Source organism: Bacteroidota bacterium (assembly GCA_016699695.1).
Taxonomy (GTDB): Bacteria; Bacteroidota; Bacteroidia; order Bacteroidales; family UBA10428; genus UBA10428.
Genome location: CP065006.1, coordinates 590,264 through 609,124 on the forward strand (window position 1 = coordinate 590,264; position 18,861 = coordinate 609,124).

Annotated in this window: 17 protein-coding genes and 1 tRNA gene; 7 read left to right on the forward strand and 11 right to left on the reverse strand. The window is 41.0% G+C overall.

Features of this window, described 5'->3' with window-relative positions; translation table 11 throughout:
- The first annotated feature begins 20 nt into the window (after positions 1-20).
- Together IPM71_02475 and IPM71_02480 are read left to right on the forward strand one after the other, a co-directional pair.
- A complete protein-coding gene (locus IPM71_02475) occupies positions 21-590 on the forward strand; it encodes an RNA polymerase sigma factor (GenBank protein QQS51611.1) in 570 nt (189 codons plus the stop codon).
- A 158-nt stretch (positions 591-748) separates the two neighbouring features.
- Positions 749-1,174, forward strand: coding sequence for a hypothetical protein (locus IPM71_02480; protein ID QQS51612.1), 426 nt, complete (start codon positions 749-751; stop codon positions 1,172-1,174).
- A gap of 368 nt (positions 1,175-1,542) precedes the next feature.
- Here the strand turns inward: IPM71_02480 and IPM71_02485 are convergent.
- The 4 genes from IPM71_02485 to IPM71_02500 form a co-directional block, all read right to left on the reverse strand.
- Positions 1,543-1,616 (reverse strand) — tRNA-Asp (locus tag IPM71_02485).
- Positions 1,617-1,778: 162 nt separating this feature from the next.
- Complete coding sequence (locus tag IPM71_02490) at positions 1,779-2,318, reverse strand: RsmD family RNA methyltransferase (GenBank protein ID QQS51613.1); 540 nt, start codon at positions 2,316-2,318, stop codon at positions 1,779-1,781.
- A gap of 2 nt (positions 2,319-2,320) precedes the next feature.
- Entirely contained in the window at positions 2,321-3,142 is an 822-nt protein-coding gene (locus IPM71_02495) for a DUF3822 family protein (GenBank protein ID QQS51614.1), read from the reverse strand.
- Positions 3,143-3,154: 12 nt separating this feature from the next.
- The gene (locus tag IPM71_02500; GenBank protein ID QQS51615.1) at positions 3,155-3,871 is read right to left on the reverse strand and encodes a hypothetical protein; all 717 of its coding nucleotides are present in this window, start codon (positions 3,869-3,871) and stop codon (positions 3,155-3,157) included.
- Between the two features lie 207 nt (positions 3,872-4,078).
- Between IPM71_02500 and IPM71_02505 the strand changes: the two genes are divergently transcribed.
- Positions 4,079-5,497: an AAA family ATPase gene (locus tag IPM71_02505; GenBank protein ID QQS51616.1), complete on the forward strand. Its 1,419-nt coding sequence runs from the start codon at positions 4,079-4,081 to the stop codon at positions 5,495-5,497.
- A gap of 71 nt (positions 5,498-5,568) precedes the next feature.
- On the opposite strand, the gene IPM71_02510 is transcribed toward IPM71_02505, so the two are convergent.
- The 7 genes from IPM71_02510 to IPM71_02540 all read right to left on the reverse strand — a co-directional run bounded on the left by IPM71_02510 (position 5,569) and on the right by IPM71_02540 (position 13,635).
- On the reverse strand, positions 5,569-7,188 hold the full coding sequence (locus tag IPM71_02510; protein ID QQS51617.1) for a S8 family serine peptidase: 1,620 nt from the start codon (positions 7,186-7,188) through the stop codon (positions 5,569-5,571).
- A 64-nt stretch (positions 7,189-7,252) separates the two neighbouring features.
- The gene (locus tag IPM71_02515) at positions 7,253-8,995 is read right to left on the reverse strand and encodes a phospho-sugar mutase (protein QQS51618.1); all 1,743 of its coding nucleotides are present in this window, start codon (positions 8,993-8,995) and stop codon (positions 7,253-7,255) included.
- Between the two features lie 11 nt (positions 8,996-9,006).
- Complete coding sequence (gene rfbD, locus IPM71_02520) at positions 9,007-9,888, reverse strand: dTDP-4-dehydrorhamnose reductase (protein ID QQS51619.1); 882 nt, start codon at positions 9,886-9,888, stop codon at positions 9,007-9,009.
- 1 nt (position 9,889) lies between these two features.
- Positions 9,890-10,441 (reverse strand): dTDP-4-dehydrorhamnose 3,5-epimerase, encoded by a 552-nt coding sequence (rfbC, locus tag IPM71_02525; GenBank protein QQS51620.1) that lies wholly within the window; start codon positions 10,439-10,441, stop codon positions 9,890-9,892.
- Positions 10,442-10,446: 5 nt separating this feature from the next.
- Positions 10,447-11,331 carry a glucose-1-phosphate thymidylyltransferase RfbA gene (rfbA, locus tag IPM71_02530; protein ID QQS51621.1) on the reverse strand — a complete coding sequence of 295 codons (885 nt, stop codon included), beginning with the start codon at positions 11,329-11,331 and terminating at the stop codon, positions 10,447-10,449.
- Between the two features lie 13 nt (positions 11,332-11,344).
- Positions 11,345-12,280, reverse strand: a complete 936-nt coding sequence (locus IPM71_02535) for an SDR family oxidoreductase (protein QQS51622.1) — start codon at positions 12,278-12,280, stop codon at positions 11,345-11,347.
- A 32-nt stretch (positions 12,281-12,312) separates the two neighbouring features.
- A complete protein-coding gene (locus IPM71_02540) occupies positions 12,313-13,635 on the reverse strand; it encodes a UDP-glucose/GDP-mannose dehydrogenase family protein (GenBank protein QQS51623.1) in 1,323 nt (440 codons plus the stop codon).
- Positions 13,636-13,932: 297 nt separating this feature from the next.
- Between IPM71_02540 and rpsA the strand changes: the two genes are divergently transcribed.
- The 4 genes from rpsA to guaA all read left to right on the forward strand — a co-directional run bounded on the left by rpsA (position 13,933) and on the right by guaA (position 18,808).
- The gene (rpsA, locus tag IPM71_02545; protein QQS51624.1) at positions 13,933-15,861 is read left to right on the forward strand and encodes a 30S ribosomal protein S1; all 1,929 of its coding nucleotides are present in this window, start codon (positions 13,933-13,935) and stop codon (positions 15,859-15,861) included.
- A 22-nt stretch (positions 15,862-15,883) separates the two neighbouring features.
- On the forward strand, positions 15,884-16,234 hold the full coding sequence (locus IPM71_02550; protein QQS51625.1) for an STAS domain-containing protein: 351 nt from the start codon (positions 15,884-15,886) through the stop codon (positions 16,232-16,234).
- Positions 16,235-16,249: 15 nt separating this feature from the next.
- Entirely contained in the window at positions 16,250-17,170 is a 921-nt protein-coding gene (locus IPM71_02555) for a ribonuclease Z (protein ID QQS51626.1), read from the forward strand.
- A gap of 108 nt (positions 17,171-17,278) precedes the next feature.
- A complete protein-coding gene (gene guaA / locus IPM71_02560; protein ID QQS52766.1) occupies positions 17,279-18,808 on the forward strand; it encodes a glutamine-hydrolyzing GMP synthase in 1,530 nt (509 codons plus the stop codon).
- Positions 18,809-18,861: the final 53 nt, after the last annotated feature.

Below are 18,861 nucleotides of genomic sequence, written 5' to 3' on the forward strand. Positions count from 1 at the left end.
ATCAGACAGCACAAAGGAATATGTCTCATGAAAGCCTGGTTTTGCTGAAGGATGAAGAACTGCTGGAAAGGATAAAAACCAAAGGTTCGTCGAAATATTTCGAAATCTTGTACGACAGATACTATTCTAAAGTATTTGCCAAGTGCTACAGTTTTGTTAAAGACCGCAAACTTGCAGAAGAGCTGGCAAGAGATATTTTTTCGAAATGTTTCGAAAAGCTTTCCTCCTTTAAGAACCTTTCTACATTTTCGTCGTGGCTATACTCGATCACTTACAACCACTGTATCGATTACCTGCGCGAAAAGAAAAAACTCCACTACCCCAACTGGAATAAAACCAACGAAATGCCTGAAATTGTAGACGAGACGGAGGAAAACCTTGAAGGCATCAATTACGAAAATTTCCTGCAAATTCTGGAACAAATACACCCCGAAGAAAAAGCGTTGTTGTTAATGAAATACAAGGACGACTTATCGATGAAACAAATTGGCGTGGCCTTGCGGATAAGCGAAGATGCAGCTAAAATGCGGCTTAAGAGGGCCCGTACCCGTGTCATTTATTTGTATCAGGAAAAATTCCAGAAAGAATGAATTATGTTACCTGGCATTATTCTTTCGTCATAAGCATGGAACAATAGTCAATTTGATTTTGGCAATTTTTTTAATCTACTCAATTGCCTTTTTTTATAGACTCCTCTTCCGATAGAAATAAGAAAGAATACTTGAACAAAAAGCAGAAAATACAAAAAATGGATAAGCCTAAACTCTATAAACGTATTCCCGACTTCTTCAGAAAAATACTCGAAGGTAGCAGCATCAAGCCTCCCGAGGTTTGCAGAAAAGCTTTCGAACAAAGTTTCTCAGATGCTTCTAATGTTGAGTGGCACAAACGCGGAAGCTGTTTTGAAGCCATTTTCTATAAAGAAAATCTTGAACACATCGCTTTATTCGATACACATGGAAACCTAACCGAGTACAAGCAGTTTATTCCCGAGGGTTTTTTGCCTGAAACGCTCAGAGAAAAAGCCGAGCTGAAAGGTGAAATTATGAACAGGCTGATTCGTAACAAAGGTAATACAATTGAATACGAGATAATTGTGCGCGACAAAGCACTCTTTCGCTATCAGCTCACCTTTTCTGATGTAGGCCAATTGCTGGAGGATAAAAGACTCTAGAACGTAGCCACTTCAAAAAATTCTCTTTGCAAAGTTATCCATAGCTCGCAGCTACAGATGTATTTTTACGGCCATTAATCCCCTAATGCTGTTATTACAAGGTCGTTAATTTAAAAAAGTTACCGTCATCGCAAGGAACGAATCAATCTCAAGGCCACAAGTCACAGACTTGCGGCAGTGGGGCTACAAATATAAAAATGCGTAGAAAATTAGCTCCGCTGAGCTCCCTTCGGTCGGTTCTACGCTTAGTCTCTTTTTTATTTGTTGGGCTTGTTATTATAATAAACTGCGCTCAGTTAGGCTAAACGCGCGTTAGTGGTTTACCAATAAGGTGCATAAAAAAAGCCCTGAATTTCTTCAGGGCTTTGCGGTCCGGACGGGACTCGAACCCGCGACCTCCGCCGTGACAGGGCGGCATTCTAACCAACTGAACTACCGAACCTTTACTAATATCGCTTGATCTATTCCGTAAAGCGTTGCAAAAATAGCGCTATTTTTCAATACAGCAAGCAATCTGCAAAAAATTTTATATCTCTTATAACTTTTATTTTACTTCAAGAGGAGCTTCTGCCAAAGCTGTCGAAAAAAAACGAAAAGACACTATTTATTCCGTTTGTCGAAAGATGCTAAAACAGACACTTCCGTAATTGCGCATTTCGAAAATTTTCGGGTGCGAATTAAAATTATTCCTTTTGCCATGCTCCAGAATAAACCATCCCTCTGGTTTTAGAAGACCTTTTTGAAAAACTTTTTCTGGCAACATATCCAAAGCTTTCAAGTCGTAGGGCGGATCTGCAAAAACAATATCATAGGTTTCGGTGCACTTTTCGATGAACCTGAACGCATCGGCTTTTACGGCGAAAAGGTTCTGCATCTCAAGGTTTTTTGCTGTTGTTCGTATAAAATCAAACGATTGGTAATTCAATTCAACAGAAGTCACTTTTATTGCACCACGAGAGGCGAATTCAAAACTAATACTGCCGGTACCAGAAAAAAGGTCTAGCACCTCAATCTCCTCAAAATCGAAATGGTTATGCAGGACATTAAAAATATTCTCCTTGGCAAAATCGGTCGTGGGGCGCGAAGGGAAATCTTTTCGTACCGGAATTGTGCGCCCTTTAAAATCGCCGCTTACAATACGCATTCCTAACTATTTAAAAGATAAAAATGCTCTGCCATTTGTTGCGGAGTGATTGAAGGACATTTTAGGTGTGCCAATTCTGGTAATCTTATGATTTTCACGTATGATTTGAGCTCCTTTTTCATTTCCTGGCAAGTCTTTGAATCTCCGAAAAGCGTCACACTGAGCGAATGTGTATCGATTTTTAATTGCTTCAGTGGGTAAAGGAAAAAGTATATAAAATCTAGGGCGTTAGCAAACTGAAATGAATTGTACAACAACAATTGCTTATCTTCAAAGACACCAATGTCAAAAAATCCTGCATTCAAGCCAACCAGAGCATAAAATCCTTTCTCCTGAAGGCTTAATCCATGACTTATCAATTTCACTGCCTGATGATTGAATTCCACTCCGGGTACTTTCGAATAAAACAAATTCGAAAGATAGTTGGGCATGGAAAAAACACAATAGGCTTCTAAGCTTTGGATATATTTGTAATGAAGCTCATCGTATTCACTAAGCGTATGATTAAACTCAAAAAAGCTGAGGATGTTTTCCGGTGCAAAGAATTCCTTTGGCACAAGAGTCACCTTCTGATGAATATAAGTAACCTCTGCTTTTAAATAGGATTCATTCAAATAAGTTTCGTTGTTGGTAATTTCTCCAACCTTACGAAAAAGCTCATCTTCGAGGTAGACATTTTTAAACGAATGGCTTTTCAAAAACAAACACTCACCGCTTTCGGCAGTTTTGCAGTAAATAGAAAATCCACCCAGGCTAACCTGGATGGATATTTCCTTTTTATCAATATTCTTAAAGTACGGATTTACAAATTGAATGTCGGGCATTTTTCTGATGGGTTATTTCTCCCAGTTTCCGGCATTGTTAGTTGTTTCTGTTAATGACCCCACACGTATTCCTTCAAAACCTCCATACTTGGTCTTTTCGTCGATAAAGTTTGATATCAATTGCTTATCAAGTCCGTTTAACAGGTCGATATAACGTGCATAACATTCGAAAACTTTTACTTTTACCTTCGAAGCAGTTTCAAGTTCAGCAGCTCCCATTGTAAATTCAATATTCTCGGTATAGGGTACATACCGGATATTTGTAATGTCGTAATTCTTTGCCTTCCACAGCGAATCCTTCACACTTACATAAGCTACAGATTTTTGAAGAATACCCAATTTAATCGCTTCTTCTTTGGTTATCTCATCTTGTTTCCATGCTCCCGGAGTAACTTCAACAATGTTATCAATTGCAAACGAATCGGTCTGAACAAAATGGATTAAGGTATCGAAACTGGCTGTATAGCGGTTATGCTTATCTTTAAAGCTTCCTTGTATTTGGCGGATATCTATCAAACGTTCGATGGTAGCTTCGCTTCTCATTTTCAAATGTCTTTCGAATTTGATAGGCTTATTGATGTTCAGAAAGAGTAAATAAGATAAAACTACAATCAGCACGGCAAATACAATCTGAAACACCAAGCGTATTTTTGGAAATTTATTTACGATAAATATCGAAGGGATGCCCACTAGTATCACTGCTAACAAGAGAAGTACATAAGTTGTCATATCAATAGTGTTTTTTCGGTTATAGACGTGATAAAACTGCTGCGAATTTATAAAAAAAAATCAGATTGACGAACCATATCTGTTTCCCTTTAGAATTTTCTTGTGAATGATTGCATGAAAATTTAGGCTTTTTAAGAAACATTGTTAAAATTACGTTTATATTGTTTGGTTTAATGCTAAATTTCATAACAAAGTCAACCTTTATTTATGCTCGGTACCAGGATATCGGAAAGTGTTTCAAAAAAATTGAATTACACCCCAACCCCTTCTCAGGACTTGCTGATAAAGGAGTTGTCGGAATTTTCATTGGCAGGTCGCGATGGAGATGTATTGCTCGTTAAAGGTTTTGCTGGAACCGGAAAAACCACCACACTAAGTGCATACATAAAAACATTGAATGAGCTAGGCACAAAAAGTATACTACTTGCCCCTACCGGAAGAGCTGCTAAGGTTTTAATGAATTATGCGGGGCACACAGCTCAGACAATCCATAAGAAAATCTACCGGCAAGTTTCATCTGTAGATGGTTTTGGTCGGTTTCAACTCGACAGAAACCTGCATAGCCAAACCATTTTCGTAGTCGACGAGGCTTCCATGATACATCATGAACAAAACAATGCTTCGCCTTTTGGTAGCGGGTCTCTTCTGCTCGATTTGTTGCACTACGTAAACAATGGAAAGGGATGTAGGTTGATTTTAATGGGTGACACTGCCCAATTACCTCCAATAGGAACTTTACTGAGCCCGGCCCTTGATAAGGATGAAATCAGAAAGGCTGGGTTTTCGGTGAAAGAAATTACCTTAAGCGATGTGGTGCGCCAAACAGAAACTTCCTCCATCTTGACGAATGCCACTAATATTCGGAATAAAATCGAAACCAACAATTTTACATTGCCCCTATTTAATTTTAGCCATGGAGATCAGGTTGTTTCGTTGCCTGGCAGTGAGTTAATCGAAGCACTCGGCAACAGCTACAACCGTTGTGGCACTAAAAACACTCTTGTCATTTGCCGCTCGAACAAAAGAGCTAACAAATATAATATGGGCATCCGTCACCAGGTTTTCTGGCGCGAAGAAGAGCTTTCGCCAGGAGATATGCTGATGGTAGTGAAAAACAATTATTTCTGGCTTAAAAATTCTGAAGCTGCCGATTTTATTGCCAATGGCGATATAATAGAACTTCTGAAGGTAAAGAAGTATAGCGAGCTTTATGGGTTTCGCTTTGCCTGGTGCACCGTAAGACTTGTTGATTACGAAATTGAACTCGACACCATTTTGCTTCTCGACTCGCTCCATAGTGAATCGGCAGCTTTAAGTACCGAGCAGAACAAACAATTGTTCTATTCCATTCTGGAAGATTATGAACAGATAAAACCAAAAAAGAAACAATACGAAATGGTTCGGCAAAACGAATATTTCAATGCCCTTCAGGTAAAATATGCCAATGCCGTAACCTGCCATAAAGCGCAAGGCGGACAATGGAAAGAAATATATGTCGATGCTGGCTACCTTACCCCCGAAAACATCGACAAAGAATACTTGCGATGGCTATATACCGCAGTTACAAGGGCTACCGAGAAAGTATACCTGGTAGGATTTAAAGAAGAATACCTGAGTGGTAGCTAAAAATGATTCGAAAAAAAAACAGCAGGAGTTTTATATGCTCCTGCTGCTTCTATTGATATTCAATTAAACTATTATTGCTTCGAAACGGTTTCTGCCAGTTTCAGAGCTTCGTACACATTCACCACACCCCCTGTGAGGGAAAGATCTTTAAACGGAACAATTGTGGCTTTTTTGCCTGTGGTTCCGGGAAGTTTGACATCATAATCGTTGGTTACTGCCGATTTTAAGATGATATCTTTTACCTGGGCAGCGCTAAGCATGGGGTAGTACGATTTAATAAGGGCAGCTACTCCACTTACCACTGGGGCAGCAAAACTGGTTCCGCTGGCTACCTCGTATTCATTGCCGGGTGCGCAGAGCAAAAGGTCATGCCCTGGTGCAAACAAATCGACCTGTTTTTTGCCATAGTTGGAAAAACCTGCAACCAGGTTGTTCTTTTTAGCCGAAATAGCAGAAGCTCCAACAGTAATGTAATTATTGACCAACAATTCTGCACCAGACGAATAGCGGTTTGGGAAATTCTCTTCTATATCGATATTGTTGTTGTCGTTTCCGGCAGCATGGACCAATAACACATTGGCCGCATCGGCAAGCTTCACAATGCTATCGACAAAATGCTTCTGAGGCGAATAGCTTTTACCAAAACTCATATTAATAATTTCAGCACCATTGTCGATGGCATACTTTATCGAAGCTGCCACATCTTTGTCCCATTCATCGCCATCGGGTACGGTACGAATAGCCATAATGCGCACATTATCTGCAATACCATTCACACCTATGTTATTGTTTCGAACTGCAGCAATGGCTCCTGAAACCATGGTGCCATGGCCCGGTTCTTCGCCCATTACGTCGTTGTTGCCATACTGGCTCGTGAGCCATTGTTGCTCATCATCGCCTATTACCTCGCGTGCTTTAAAATCGGGGTTATAATGGTAATCTATCCTGTTTTGAAGGTATTCGGAGTATTTGTCAATACGCTCCTGGTTGATTCCCTGTTTCGAGGCCATGGTAATAAACCTCCGGGCAGAGTCGGCTAAGGACTTTTTTTCCAGCTTAAGGGCTTTTATTTCTTTTTCTGTATAGTTTTCTTTTCCTGTTAGAACGCGAAGTATAGAATCGTAGCGAACAAAATCAGATGCAATTTTTGTGACATACTGATAATTTGCATCGGCTTCCGATTTCTTGGCTTCGAAGTCTGTTACTACTTTTTTATATTGTTTCAGACTCTCGTCTTCGGAAGCCAGAAGCGAATCCTGGTTCATTCCTGCATATAGTTCCTGATAAAGAGCATACAAGCGCGTAAGTTCCAGAGTTGCATGATGGATATTTTCTCCTTGCGCGTTACCAATAAAGTTCCAGCCATGAATATCATCGATATAACCGTTGTTATCGTCGTCGATTCCGTTGTTTGGAATTTCCTTTTCATTCACCCATAAAATACTTCTCAGGTCTTCGTGTGTGGTATCGACCCCCCCATCAATTACAGCCACTATCACTGTTTTAGACTGCTTACCCTGAAGCAATTCAGCATATGCTTTTTCAGTGCTGATACCCATTACCTTATCGATAGTGGGATCGAGATTTTGCCAATTGGCCTGTTTTAGCGAATCGCCTTTATCAAGCGCATAAACGCTAAATGCCTGCATCATAAGTGCGGCGAGCAGAATGGTAATTTTGTTTTTTCTCATGGTGTTTGTTTTAGCACATTTATATTCCGGTTTAAATGTGCACGCTATAAAATCCGATATCTATTTAAATATTTAAGTCCTTTTTAATGGATTCGATTTTTCCAGCTAATGTTTTTAAAACATGGCTGTATTCAGCAGCATTGCTCAAGCTTTCCTTAACTCCAAAATAGAATTTTATTTTTGGCTCAGTGCCTGATGGCCGCACCGAAACTTTTGTTCCGTCGGCTGTATAAAATTGCAGCACATTCGACTTGGGCAAATTGATTGGTGTTTTCGACCCTGTCAACCTGTCTGTCATCTGCTGTACTTCGTAATCGGCAATGCGCACAACAGGTGAACCTCCAAGCGATGCAGGAGGATTGCTTCGAAAATCTACCATCATTCTCTGAATCTCTTCGGCGCCGTCTTTACCCTTTCGTACCACAGAAACAAGGTCTTCGAGGTAAAAACCATATTGCACATAGATATCGAGAAGAAGGTCGAAAAGAGATTTTCCTTGCTCCTTAGCCCATGCAGCAGTTTCGGCCACAATGGCGCATGCAGAAACAGCATCTTTATCGCGTACCTCCGGACCTACCATAAATCCATAGCTTTCTTCGCCACCACAGATAAAGGTCTTTTGTCCCTCGTATTGCTTAATCACTGCCGCAATCCATTTAAAACCTGTCAACACATCAAAATAGTCTACCTTGTATTTCTTTGCAATTTCTACGAGCAATTCACTGGTAACAATCGTTTTTACAATAAATTCCTTTCCGGTAAGCTTATTATTCTTTTGCCATTGCGAGAGCATGTATTGGGTAATAAGGGCAGCCGTTTGGTTGCCATTCAGTATTACAAACTTTCCATTGTTGTCCTTAACGGCCACTCCTACCCTGTCGGCATCGGGATCTGTGGCCATTACCAGCTCGGCATCAATTTTTTCTGCCTTTTCAATGGCCATTTTGAGGGCAGCTGTTTCTTCCGGATTGGGTGAATAGACCGTTGGAAAATTGCCATCCACAACATCTTGTTCCGGAACATTGTAAATGGAGGTAAAGCCAAGTTTTCTTAAAGCCAAAGGCACTAATTTCACTCCGGTGCCATGTATGGGAGTGTAAACCATTTTCAGGTTCTTATGCTTTTCGATAATTGCCGGAGAAAGTGACAAACCTTTGATCATATCGGTATATTTCTCGTCAAACGCATCACCCAAAAGTTCAATATTCGCTTCAATCCCTTCGAAGCGAATTTCATCGACCGTTTTTATTTTTTGTACTTCGGCAATGATGTTTTTATCGTGGGGCGACACAACCTGTCCGCCATCGTCCCAGTATGCCTTGTACCCATTGTATTCCTTAGGGTTGTGCGATGCGGTAATCACTACTCCACTCTGGCAACCCAGTTGTCGGATGGCATAGGAAAGCTCGGGAGTAGGGCGAAGCGACTCAAAGAGGTACACTTTAAACCCATTGGCAGAAAATATTTTGGCAGTAGTTTCGGCAAATAATCGACTGTTGTTGCGACAATCGTATGCAATGGCAACTTTTACCTGTTTAAGAGTTTCGAAATTCTTTTTCAGGTAATTCGATAAACCCTGGGTAGCCATTCCAACTGTATATATGTTCATGCGGTTGGTGCCTACACCCATAATTCCCCGCAGGCCTCCGGTACCAAATTCAAGCTCACAGTAAAACGATTCGACGAGTTCTTTTTCGTCGTTCTCTAAAAGCTTTTTAACCTGATTTTTGGTTTCTTTATCGTAATTACCATTGAGCCATTCATTGGCTTTTTTCTTTACCTGTTCGAGCAAATTCTGATCGATCATAGCATGGATTATTAATGAGTTGCTTTGGTTATCTTCAATTCTTCCAGAACCCTGTAAAGGCTTTCTTTCCAATAGGGAATTTCCAGTTTAAAAGTATTCTTTATCCTTGTTTTGTCCAATACGCTGTAAGCAGGCCGTGGAGCTGGCAATTGATATTCTCGTGTTAAAATGGGTTTCACTTTACAGTTTAGGCCGGCAAACGCCATAATTTCAAACGCAAAATCGTACCAGCTGCAAACTCCTTCGTTCGAAAAATGATAAACACCGGCATGCCATTCTTTGTTTGCCTGATGATTCGAAATAATGTGCATAATGGCATCAGCAAGGTCACCTGCTGCTGTGGGTGTTCCTGTCTGATCAAACACAACACCCAGCTCTTTTCTTTCGGCACCAAGCCGCAACATGCTTTTTACAAAGTTGTTGCCAAAGGCCGAATACAACCATGAAGTACGCAAAATGATTGCTTCATTTTCCAGCATTAAAAGCCTTTCGCCTTCCAGTTTAGTTTTTCCATAAGATGAAGCCGGTTGAGTTGGATCGCTTTCTGTCAATGGCCTGTAGAATTCTCCAGAGAACACATAATCAGTAGAAATATGGACAATATGATACCTGTACTTATTAGCCAGCAAACCAAGCATCCCTGGCACTCTCGCATTCACTAATTCTGCAGTTTTTACATCCTGTTCAGCTTTATCAACAGCCGTGTAAGCAGCACAATTAATAAGGTAATCTGGCTTTTGAGCGAGAATAAACGATTCCAGCAAAGAGGCATCTGTCAAATCTAGGCTGTCGATGTCAGTATAAATGAAAGTAAATGAAGGATATTTCTTCTCTATTTTTTTAATTTCACTACCCAGCTGACCATTAGCTCCTGTTACAATAATCCTGCTCATCTTAATCGAAATTGATGTCGGCATTTTTCCAAGATGGAAGTTTGGCGTCTTTGGCCGACAGTATTATTTTTGAAGGAGGCAGCTGCCAATCGATATTCAAGTCGGCATCGTTATAGGCAAACCCAGCATCGTATGAGGGGGCATAAAATTGATCGCATTTGTACATCACGGTGGCTTTTTCGCTTAACACCGAGAAACCATGAGCAAATCCTTTAGGTACCAATAGTTGTTTTTTATTTGAAGCAGAAAGCTCCACGCCAAACCACTTTCCAAAGGTGGGGGACTTACGGCGGCAATCGACAGCTACATCAAAAATAGTCCCTTCCAGTGCTCTTACCAATTTCGTCTGTGCCATGGGGGCCTTTTGAAAATGTAAGCCACGTAAAACTCCATAAGATGAATGGGATTGGTTATCTTGAACAAAATTGAGATGAATTCCTGCCTTTTCAAGTATTTGCTGATTATAAGCTTCGAAGAAGTATCCTCGTGCATCTTCTATTACCTGCGGTTCTATAACAAAGAGGTCGGCTATGAATGTGGGGATTATTTTCACTTTATTTAATCAAATGTTACTATTTTACTCTCGGCAATGCTAATTAAATATTGTCCGTATTGGTTCTTAAGCAGAGGTTGGGCTAGTTGAATAAGCTGCTCGCGAGAGATAAAGCCTCTTTTGTAGGCAATCTCTTCGATGCAGGAAACTTTAAGCCCCTGCCGTGCTTCGATGGTGTGAATATAGTTTCCGGCCTGAAGCAGGCTTTCGTGTGTGCCCGTATCGAGCCAGGCCATGCCTCGACCCAGTATTTCAACTTGCAAGCGGTTTTCATGGAGGTATAAGCGGTTCAGGTCTGTAATTTCCAACTCGCCACGTACCGATGGTTTCAGGTTTTTTGCCTTGTTTACCACGTCGTTGCTATAAAAGTACAAACCTGTCACGGCATAATTCGATTTGGGTTGTTTTGGTTTTTCTTCCAGACTCACTGCCTTGCCTTCTGAATTGAACTCCACGACGCCATAACGTTCCGGATCGGTAACATAATAACCAAACACCGTAGCACCATCTTCTAATTGAGCAGTTCTCAGCAAGGTTTTTCCAAAACCATGACCATAGTAAATGTTATCGCCCAGAATCAGGCACACACTGTCGTTGCCGATAAATTTCTCCCCTATAATAAAGGCCTGCGCCAAACCATCGGGCGAAGGCTGCTCGGCAAATTCGAAATGTATTCCCCACTGGCTGCCATCTTTCAACAATTTACGAAACAGTGGCAAATCATGCGGAGTGCTGATGATAAGAATTTCTTTAATACCGGCAAGCATCAGTACAGATAGTGGGTAAAAGATCATAGGCTTGTCATAAACCGGCAATATTTGTTTCGAAATGGTTTCGGTAAGAGGGTAAAGCCTGGTACCCGATCCTCCGGCAAGTATTATTCCTTTCATAGGTTACCTGATATTATAAGGTGCTTTTGAAATAATCGATGGTTTTAACCAGACCGGCATCGAGGTCTATCAAGGGGTGCCAGCTATTGAGTGTTTTTTTTGCTACACTAATATCGGGTTGCCGCTGAATCGGATCGTCGGCTGGCAATGGTTTAAAAACAATTTTTGATTTAGAGTTGGTCATCTTCAGAATCTTTTCGGCTAGTTCAATGATTTTAAATTCACCCGGATTCCCGATGTTGACAGGTCCAATTACTTCATCGCCTGTATTCATCATGCGTATCATCCCTTCTACCAGGTCATCGACATATTGAAAACTACGGGTCTGGGAACCATCACCGTAAATGGTAATGTCTTTATTCGATAAGGCTTGAACAATAAAATTCGATACCACACGTCCGTCGTTCGGGTGCATACGCGGACCATAAGTATTGAATATTCGAATAATCTTTATCCGCACCTTATTCTGATGGTAATAATCCATAAATAGCGTCTCGGCGCATCGCTTGCCTTCGTCGTAGCAGGAACGGGTGCCAATTGGATTCACGTGTCCCCAGTAATCTTCAGTTTGAGGATGAATTTTCGGATCGCCATACACCTCGCTGGTTGAAGCCTGAAGCACCTTAGCCCTGATACGTTTGGCCAAACCAAGCATGTTGATAGCTCCCATTACCGAAGTTTTAATCGTTTTAATGGGATTGTACTGGTAATGGATTGGAGAAGCCGGGCATGCCAGATTATAAATTTCGTCCACCTCTATATAAAAAGGTGAAGTAATATCATGGCGAATCAGCTCAAAATAGGGATGGTCCAGTAAATGAACCACATTGCTTTTAGAGCCGGTAAAATAGTTATCGAGGCAAATAACCTCATTACCCTCATTGAGCAATCTTTCGCATAAGTGAGAGCCGATGAAACCAGCACCACCTGTAACCAGAATTTTTTTCATGAACAATAACCCGCTTTAAATGTAAGCGCAAATTAAACTATTTTTCTACCGATACCGTAATATTCAAAGCCCTTTTCTTTCATTTCCACCGGATCGTAGATATTTCTGCCGTCGAACATGACTTTCTCTTTTAATAATTTTTCGAGCACAACGTAATTCGGCATTCTGAATTCGCTCCATTCGGTCATTAAAATAACTGCATCGGCATCAATAACTGTTTCGTACATGTCGGCAGCGTATTGGATTGTGTTCCCCATAATTCTTTTAGTTTCGTGAACAGCCACCGGATCGTAGGCACTCACTTGTGCTCCGGCCTCGAGGAGTTTCTCGATAGTAACCAGCGACGGAGCTTCGCGCATGTCGTCGGTATTTGGTTTGAAAGAAAGACCCCAAAGCGCAATCTTTTTTCCTTTCAGGTTTCCTCTAAAATGTGACTTTACCTTATTGAATATAACAAGTTTCTGATCGTTATTTACATCTTCCACAGCCTGAAGAATGCGCAATTTATGACCATAATCGCTTCCTGATTTTACCAGAGCCTTTACATCTTTTGGAAAGCACGAACCTCCATAGCCCGCTCCGGCATAAATAAATTTATCGCCAATACGAGGATCACTTCCAATGCCACGGCGCACACTGGTAATGTCGGCACCCACAATTTCGCACAAATTCGCAATATCGTTCATAAAGCTAATTTTAGTGGCCAGCATTGAGTTGGCTGCATACTTGGTCATTTCGGCCGAAGGCACATCCATAAAGATGAGCGGATGGTTGTTGAGTACAAAAGGTTTGTACAAGCGACGCATAATTTTTTCGGCTCTTTCGTTTTCAACCCCAATAACAATCCGGTCAGGACGTAAGAAATCATCCACAGCTGATCCTTCTTTTAAGAACTCGGGGTTCGAAGCAATGTCAAACTCCAGGTTTACGTTCCGTTTTTTTAGCTCTTCGGCAATGGCAGCTTTCACTTTTTCGGAGGTAGTAATAGGCACGGTACTCTTGGTAACAGCTACAAGATAATTGGTCATGTACATACCTATTTCGCGGGCCACGGTAAGTACGTATTTTAAATCGGCACTGCCATCTTCATCAGGTGGGGTACCTACTGCAATAAACACAGCTTCGCAATCCTGAATGGTTTCTTTCAGACTGGTAGAAAACTGCAACCTTCCTTTGGAGTAATTCCGCTCCACCATGGGCTGAAGTCCAGGTTCATAAATTGGGATGATGCCCTTTTTCAGGTTTTCGATTTTTTCCTTGTCAATATCGACACAAACTACATCAACCCCTGTTTCAGCAAAACAAGTGCCTGTAACCAAACCTACATAACCGGTTCCAACAATAGCAATTTTCATTTTATAAAAAGTGTTATATGAATGATCTGTGACATAAACATAAATTCGAATAAGCAAGTGCTTATTCAAAAACCGCTCAAAGGTAGAAATCCATTTTTTATTTATAAACCTTATTTACACATAATACTAAAAGAATTGGACGAAAAGACTTAAAACGAACTCTTCTTTCACGAATTTCCTGGATAAGCCAACTATATTTTTAGCTTGATTTGTAGTATTTTACAAGATTAAATTATAGCTTTGCACCTCAAATTTTCAACAACATAAAGTCTAACTTATTAATTATTTGATTGTTAAATGACTGAAGAATTAAAAAACCTTGAACAAGAGCCTGTGGCTCCTCAAGCAGAAAGTGCCGAAGTAGTGGAAGTTAAAGAAAAGAAAACTACAAAGGCAGCAACTAAATCTAAACCCATCGAGGATGATTCAAATGAATCCGATACCAGCTTTGACTGGGAAGGTTACGACGACACACTGGATAAATATTCCAATGTGCAACGCGACGAATTACTAAAACTTTATGACGAAACATTATCTACCGTAGCCGAAAACGAAATCGTAAAAGGCACCGTTATTGGATTGAATAAACGCGAGGTAGTGATCAACATTGGTTTCAAATCAGAAGGTGTGATCAGTGTGAGTGAGTTTCGCTATAACCCCAACCTTAAAATAGGTGATGTAGTAGAAGTTCTGGTTGAAAACCAGGAAGACAAAAAAGGACAACTCCTGTTGTCGCACAAAAAAGCCCGTTCACTCCAATCATGGGACCGTGTCAATGAATCGCTCGAAAAAGACGAAATCATTACCGGTTATATCAAGTGCCGCACCAAAGGTGGTATGATTGTCGATGTGTTTGGCATCGAAGCCTTCCTTCCAGGCTCACAAATAGACGTGAAACCTATCCGCGACTACGATATTTATGTTGGAAAAACAATGGAATTCAAGGTGGTAAAAATAAACCAGGAATTCAAAAACGTAGTTGTGTCGCATAAAGCACTTATCGAGGCTGAACTTGAGCAACAGAAAAAAGACATTATTGCTAAACTTGAAAAAGGTCAGATTCTCGAAGGTACTGTTAAAAACATCACCTCTTATGGTGTATTCATCGACCTTGGCGGCGTAGATGGTCTTATCCACATTACCGACCTTTCATGGGGTCGTGTTAACCATCCGGAAGAAATTGTTCAACTCGATCAAAAACTTCAGGTGGTAATTCTCGATTTCGACGACGACAAAAAACGCATCGCACTTGGTCTGAAACAACTTACGCCACACCCATGGGATTCGCTTGACGAGAAACTAAAAGTAGGCGACTCTGTAAAAGGTAAGGTAGTGGTAATGGCTGATTATGGAGCTTTTGTAGAAATAGCTACTGGCGTTGAAGGCCTTATTCACGTATCGGAAATGTCGTGGTCGCAGCACTTACGCAGCGCTCAGGAATTCCTGAAAGTAGGCAATATTGTTGAAGCTGTAATTCTTACACTCGACCGCGAAGAGCGCAAAATGTCATTGGGTATCAAACAACTGAAAGACGATCCTTGGGTAAATATCGATCAAAAGTACCCGCTAAATTCAAAACATACCGCTAAAGTCCGCAACTTCACCAACTTTGGAGTTTTTGTGGAAATAGAAGAAGGTGTAGATGGTTTAATTCATATCTCCGACTTATCGTGGACTAAAAAGATTAAACATCCTTCGGAATTTACAAAAGTAGGAGAAGACATTGATGTAGTGGTTTTGGAAATCGACAAGGAAAACCGCCGGTTAAGCCTTGGTCATAAACAACTGGAAGAAAATCCATGGGATGTGTTTGAAACGATCTTTGCCGCTGATACAGTGCACGAAGGCACCATTACCGAACTCACCGAAAAAGGCGCCATTGTGGCACTACAATATGGTGTAGAAGGTTTTGTTTCGCCACGTAATCTGGTAAAAGAAGATGGTACTTCAGCAAAAGTTGAAGAAAAACTTGAATTTAAAGTGTTAGAATTTTCGAAATCTGCAAAGAAAATTGTACTTTCACATACGAGAGTATACGAAGACGAGAAAAAAGCCGCGGATACAGCCGAAAAGAAGTCAGAAGAATCTGCTACCAAAAAGGCTACCAAAAAGCTTAAATCAAGTCTGGAAAAAACAACTCTTGGAGATATTTCAGATTTAGCTGCCTTGAAGGAAGAAATGGAAAAGAAGAGCGAAAAAAAATCTGCTGACACCAAAGAAAAGTAACTAAAAAATTAAACTTTTCAATATGGAATTTAAGATTGAAAAGCAAGACAACTACACTTTAATTCAGGTTTTAGAAGAGAAACTTGATACGCACATTGCACCCACACTGAAATCGGAACTGGTTTTAGTTTCGGGCAATGGCGAGAAAAATATCATTCTCGATTTGAGTAAGTGTCGTTATTGCGATTCCTCAGGGTTGAGTGCCATTCTGGTTGCCAACAGGTTGTGTAAAAACGCAAATGGTTCATTTGTGCTTACCGGCCTTAATGATGCAGTTGAAAGGCTAATCACCATATCGCAGCTCGATACGGTACTTAATATTACTAAATCGGTTAATGAAGGTATTAGTTTGATTGCTGAAGCAAGGCACTAAACATACTTATCGGCGATGAATTTCGATTTGACGATTTTGGGTAGTGGCTCTGCATTGCCCACATCGCGAAGAAACCCCACAGCTCATGCACTTCAGGTGCATGAGCATTTTTTTTTAATCGACTGCGGTGAAGGAACCCAACTGCAAATCAGAAATGCAAAACTTAAACTTAGCAGTTTAAATCAGATTTTTATTTCGCACTTACATGGCGATCATATTTTTGGGCTTTTCGGGCTATTCTCAACCCTCAACCTGCTTGGGCGGAGAAACGAACTTCAACTCTTTGGCCCTCCTGGTTTGGAGCAAATTGTAGAGTTCTACGAGCAATCTCTTACCGAAGGCAATCAGTATAAAATTTTGGTAATTCCCATACATTCCAGGGGATTCTCTCCGCTATTCAGTTCCAAAAAAATTGAAGTATTCTCTTTTCCACTTAAGCACCGTGTGCCAGCATGGGGCTTTTTATTTCTTGAAAAGGAAAGAGAACCCAATCTTCGAAAAGAAATGCTCGAACATTATAAGCTAAAACTCCTCGATATTCTTCACATTAAAAAAGGAAACGATTTTATCACTGTAGAAGGAAACACGATTCCAAATTCAGAACTAACACTACCTGCCCCTGCTCCACGGTCTTTTGCATTCTGCTCCGATACCTCGTATTACGAACGCATTGCCTCCTGGATAGAAGGTGTCGACCTGCTTTATCACGAAGCTACCTTTGCTAACAACGATAGAAAAATTGCCAAACAAACAGGACATTCGACCGCCCAACAGGCTGCATCGATTGCAAAAAAGGCAGGAGCAAAAAAACTGATTATCGGCCATTTTTCGAATCGTTACAAAGATGTTTCTTTGCTCTTGCGCGAAGCACGCGAAGTTTTTCCGGAAACATACCTTGCAGAAGATCTTGAGGTTCATTCCATCAGTCAGAAATAACTCTTTGAGCTTACTGTGCAGGTCAATCAAATCCGCTGAAACTCTCCTTACGATCGCTCAAACTCCAAATAGAAAATACTATCTTTGAAACCATTAAACATTTATAAAGTGCAGGAAAAAATTCTGATTCTCGATTTCGGCTCACAATATACACAGTTAATAGCCAGACGTGTGCGTGAGCTAAATGTCTATTGCGAAATTCACCCCTACAACAAATTCAATCTCCCCGACCCCACTGTAAAAGGTGTAATATTGTCTGGAAGCCCTTGCTCGGTGCGTGATGAAGGCCACCCGATTCCTGACCTGAAGCATATAAAGTCAAAACTGCCCCTGTTGGGAATTTGCTACGGAGCCCAATTTCTTGCACAGAGCTTTGGGGGTGAAGTAATTCCTTCGAAGCATCGTGAATACGGAAGGGCAAACCTGGAATACATCAACAATCAATCGAAATTATTCAAAGAGCTTACCCGTGGCAGCCAGGTCTGGATGTCTCATGGTGATACCATTGTGAACCTTCCCGAAAATTTTCACATTATTGGCAGCACCCGCGATGTAAAGGTTGGTGCTTTTCATGTCGAAAAAGAGGATACTTACGGCATACAATTTCACCCCGAAGTATATCATACCACCGAAGGAAAACAGCTTTTAAAGAACTTTGTAGTATCAATCTGCGGTTGCAAACAGGACTGGACTCCTGATTCCTTTGTTGAATCGACGGTTGCCGAATTAAAAAACATGCTTGGCAACGACAAAGTGGTTCTTGGTTTATCGGGGGGTGTTGATTCTACAGTTGCAGCAGTGTTGCTGCATAGAGCCATAGGTAAAAACCTCTCCTGCATCTTTGTCGACAATGGGCTTCTGCGTAAAAATGAATTTCAAAAAGTGTTGGACTCCTACCAGCATATGGGTCTCAATGTAATTGGGGTCGATGCTTCAGATATCTTCCTGCACGATTTAAAAGGAATTTCTGAACCTGAAGCGAAACGCAAAAGCATCGGAAAAAACTTTATCGAAGTGTTCGATGCCGAGGCACATAAAATTAAAGATGTAAAATGGCTAGGTCAGGGCACTATATACCCCGATGTAATTGAATCGGTGTCGGTAAAAGGCCCCTCGGCTACCATCAAATCGCACCATAATGTCGGTGGCCTGCCCGAAAGGATGAAACTAAAAATTGTGGAACCCTTAAAATTACTATTCAAAGATGAAGTAAGACGTGTAGGCATGGCCCTGGAGATAGATCCCAATATTCTGAGCCGGCATCCTTTCCCGGGTCCCGGATTGGCCATCCGGATTTTAGGCGATATAACCCCGGAAAAAGTGCGCATTGTGCAGGATGTGGATGACATTTATATGGAAGGTCTAAAAGAATTTGGCCTCTATCACGACGTGTGGCAAGCCGGAGTTATTTTGTTGCCAGTTAAGTCGGTTGGTGTGATGGGAGATGAACGCACTTACGAAAATGTAGTGGCCTTAAGGGCCGTTAGCTCTACCGATGGCATGACCGCCGATTGGTCGCACCTGCCTTATGAGTTTTTAGCGACAATCTCGAACCGTATTATTAATAAGGTAAAAGGAGTGAACAGGGTGGTCTACGACATTAGTTCCAAGCCTCCGGCCACAATTGAATGGGAATAATTAGAATTCAACTCAGCTTTTTTTTAGAAAACAAGCCAAGGTAATACTCATAA